The sequence below is a fragment of the Pseudomonas sp. 05T35 genome (genome assembly GCF_056396605.1).
The window spans coordinates 1-2,829 of the sequence record NZ_JBFTLU010000524.1 but is presented as its reverse complement, the minus strand read 5'-3'; the positions used below and the strand labels follow the sequence as shown (position 1 = coordinate 2,829).

The 2,829-nt window shown below is 56.4% G+C and carries 4 protein-coding genes; 2 read left to right on the top strand and 2 right to left on the bottom strand.

What is annotated here, in order from left to right:
* A partial coding sequence (locus AC1DH9_RS26545; protein ID WP_477809098.1) for an MBL fold metallo-hydrolase occupies nt 1–814 on the top strand: 814 nt, incomplete at its 5' end.
* A 96-nt stretch (nt 815–910) separates the two neighbouring features.
* On the opposite strand, the gene AC1DH9_RS26540 is transcribed toward AC1DH9_RS26545, so the two are convergent.
* The gene (locus tag AC1DH9_RS26540) at nt 911–1,228 is read right to left on the bottom strand and encodes a helix-turn-helix domain-containing protein (RefSeq protein WP_477809097.1); all 318 of its coding nucleotides are present in this window, start codon (nt 1,226–1,228) and stop codon (nt 911–913) included.
* A gap of 94 nt (nt 1,229–1,322) precedes the next feature.
* The gene (locus AC1DH9_RS26535) at nt 1,323–2,282 is read right to left on the bottom strand and encodes a hypothetical protein (protein ID WP_427535970.1); all 960 of its coding nucleotides are present in this window, start codon (nt 2,280–2,282) and stop codon (nt 1,323–1,325) included.
* Between the two features lie 214 nt (nt 2,283–2,496).
* Here AC1DH9_RS26535 and AC1DH9_RS26530 point away from each other — a divergent pair.
* Nucleotides 2,497–2,829, top strand: a 333-nt coding sequence (locus tag AC1DH9_RS26530) for a hypothetical protein (RefSeq protein WP_477809096.1), incomplete at its 3' end; no start/stop codon positions are given.

The window sequence follows — 2,829 nt, the reverse complement described above, 5'->3', positions numbered from 1 at the left end:
GCATTCCACTGTGCTGCTGAAACTGCGCGACAAATTCTGGCTGACCGATCCGGTCTTCGCCGAGCGCGCATCACCGGTGCAATGGGCCGGCCCCAAGCGCTTCCATCAACCACCGATCAGCCTCGAGGCGTTGCCACCGATCGAAGCGGTGATTCTGTCCCATGACCATTACGACCACCTCGATCGTCAGTCGATTCTCAAGCTGGCGGACAAAACCAGGCACTTTCTTGCGCCGCTGGGCGTGGGTGAGACGCTGATCAAATGGGGCGTCGATGCGAGCAAAGTGCGTCAACTGGATTGGTGGGAAGGCACTCAGATCGAGGGCATTCATTTCATTGCCACGCCTTCGCAGCACTTTTCCGGTCGCGGGCTGTTCGATGGCAACAGCACGCTCTGGGCCTCGTGGGTGATGATCGATGGCGGCAAACGGATTTTCTTCAGTGGTGATACCGGTTACTTCGACGGTTTCAAAGCCATCGGCGAACAGTTCGGCCCCTTTGATCTGACCCTGATGGAAACCGGCGCGTACAACGTCGACTGGCCGCACATTCACATGCAACCAGAAGAAACCCTGCAAGCCCACATCGACCTCAAGGGCCGTTGGCTGCTACCGATTCACAACGGCACCTTCGATTTGTCGATGCACGCCTGGCATGAACCCTTCGACCGCATCTTGGCCTTGGCCTGGGAGCGCAGTGTTTCTATCACCACGCCACAAATGGGCGAAGCGTTCAGCCTTGGCCAACCGCAGCGTGGGGAGGCCTGGTGGCTGGAAGTTGAAGAGACAACCGTTCAGTTGATCGTTAACAGCTAGGGACGTACGCCTATTCCACGGATTGTTCTGCGCAGATGCTGGTACAGCAGACTCTGCCAATGATGGGGGAACGGAACCCCATCGAATGATTGGATATCACTCAATCATCGCGTAATCCGCCCGTCCCACCGGGTCTGGCGTAGAGCCTCTGACGCTCATGCCTCGGCCCGGTGCAAAGCCTGGGAAGAACACCAGGCCTTCGGCTTCAAACCGGTAGGCGAGGGCCAGACGGGTGACGTCGAGCACTTCACCGCCCGCTTCAAACCGGCGGATAGCTTCAACGGTAACCCCGGATTCCCTGGAAAACTCCTCCAGCGACCAGCCCAGCATCGCACGGGCTTGTACGCTGTGTGCGGGGGTGAATTGGAAAAGGGCGATACGTWCCAGGGTGATTTTCATCGCAAGAGAGGCCATGGTTTTCTCCGGGTTCGAAATGGGTTATTCAATGGGTACTGTGTTTTTGTACAGTTGTTTTCGACCCGGATCAAACTCAATTTTTTGATTGGTTCTACGTCGCCTCCAACCCCGGAACCTCCCTAATAATAAAGTGATCCAGATTCTCGATATCACCACTGAACACCCCGAACGTCTGCTCGGGGTTTTTCTTGCTCGGCACCTGCTTCAACTCCGGGGTCACGCCATAGAAGAAGCAATAAAGCTCCCGCTCACTACCGATGGCGCCTTTGATTTCCTCGAGGAAGGCTTTGCGCTTGCGGTAGTTCTCGATCAGTTTTTTGCTCAGGTAGACGTTCACCGAGTAGGGCTTCTTGTCGAGCCAGACCTTCTTCTCGAAATCGATGCGGAAACTGGTGTTGTAGTCCTTGATGGCCTTGATCTTGCCCCAGTAAATCAGCCCTTTGTTGTCCTGCAGGTATTCGATTTTTTTGAAGAACGCGCTGTAAGAAGCCGTGTGCTCGCCAATCTTCAGCGGCATACGTTTGAGCAGGTCCTTGTTATCGAAATTCGATACGAAGCACTCCACCGGATGAGCGAAGACGTAGGTTGTGTCCGGTGCCGACTCGCGCGTCGGGTGCTCGGTAGCGCTGGTCGTGGCAGAAGGTTTCGGCTGTTCCCGAGGCGCATCGACATCCGGCATTGGGGTGGACGGCTTGCGCACATACTGACGCCGGGTCAGCAGAAGCTCTGACGGAAAGTGCTCCTCCGGTCCGTCGTCCGTTTCTGCACCTTCTGATGCCGGCGCTCTGAGGCTGACATAAGGGCAGCCTTCGATATGCCGGGTGCCGGGCAGGTTCTTGAAGTGCGGCGTGCGGATGTAATTGACGTTTTTCGCGTTGAACGTCCCCAGCCCATTCGCCTCGTCGAACGCCGTGCGACAGTCGTCGTTGGGGCACTGAAAGCGCTCCTTGGCCGAGTCGAAGTCCATGGTCTCGTCGAAGTTCAGATCGCGCACGTCATAGATCGACAGCTTGTCGTCGAGGCTGATGCAGTAGGCGGTGTCGAATTTCATGCGCGCTCGGGTCCTTGAGGGGTAGGTGGCGTATTAATAGCGGGTGGCGCGTGATGGCGCACCTGTTGATTCACGTTTGTCGCATCAACGCCCTCTGCAATTGGACAAGACCCCATAGCCTGACTAGCGTTGTGAGGTGGGTTGCATTGCTCCTTTCCTCATCCTGAGGTCTTGATTCGAGCTGACTTTTTGCCACATCTACAAGGAGGTAAGGATGTTTGGGTCGGTCGTTCTGGACGCGATTCTCGGGATGTTGGCGCTGTTCACGCTGCTGGGTATTTTCGTCACCACCCTCACTGAAATCATTCAATCGTTCTTCCAGAAGGTCCGGGCGAAGTACCTTTATAACGCCCTGAAGCTGTTGTTCACCGGCAAATTGAAGGGGCTGAACGACAGCGACCTGGCGTTCTTCCAGCAGGTGCTCGATCACCCGATGATCCAGTCCATGGCGCCGCCGGGCAATCGCCCCAGTTACCTGGACCCGGCGATGCTGGCGCAGGTGGTGATCACGCTACTGCTGCACAAAGACGACACCACGACCCTCGAT

What these genes read in the sequence shown, in the direction of transcription:
- AC1DH9_RS26535 (WP_427535970.1), bottom strand. Translation starts at nt 2,282, where the DNA reads ATGAAATTCGACACCGCCTACTGCATCAGCCTCGACGACAAGCTGTCG.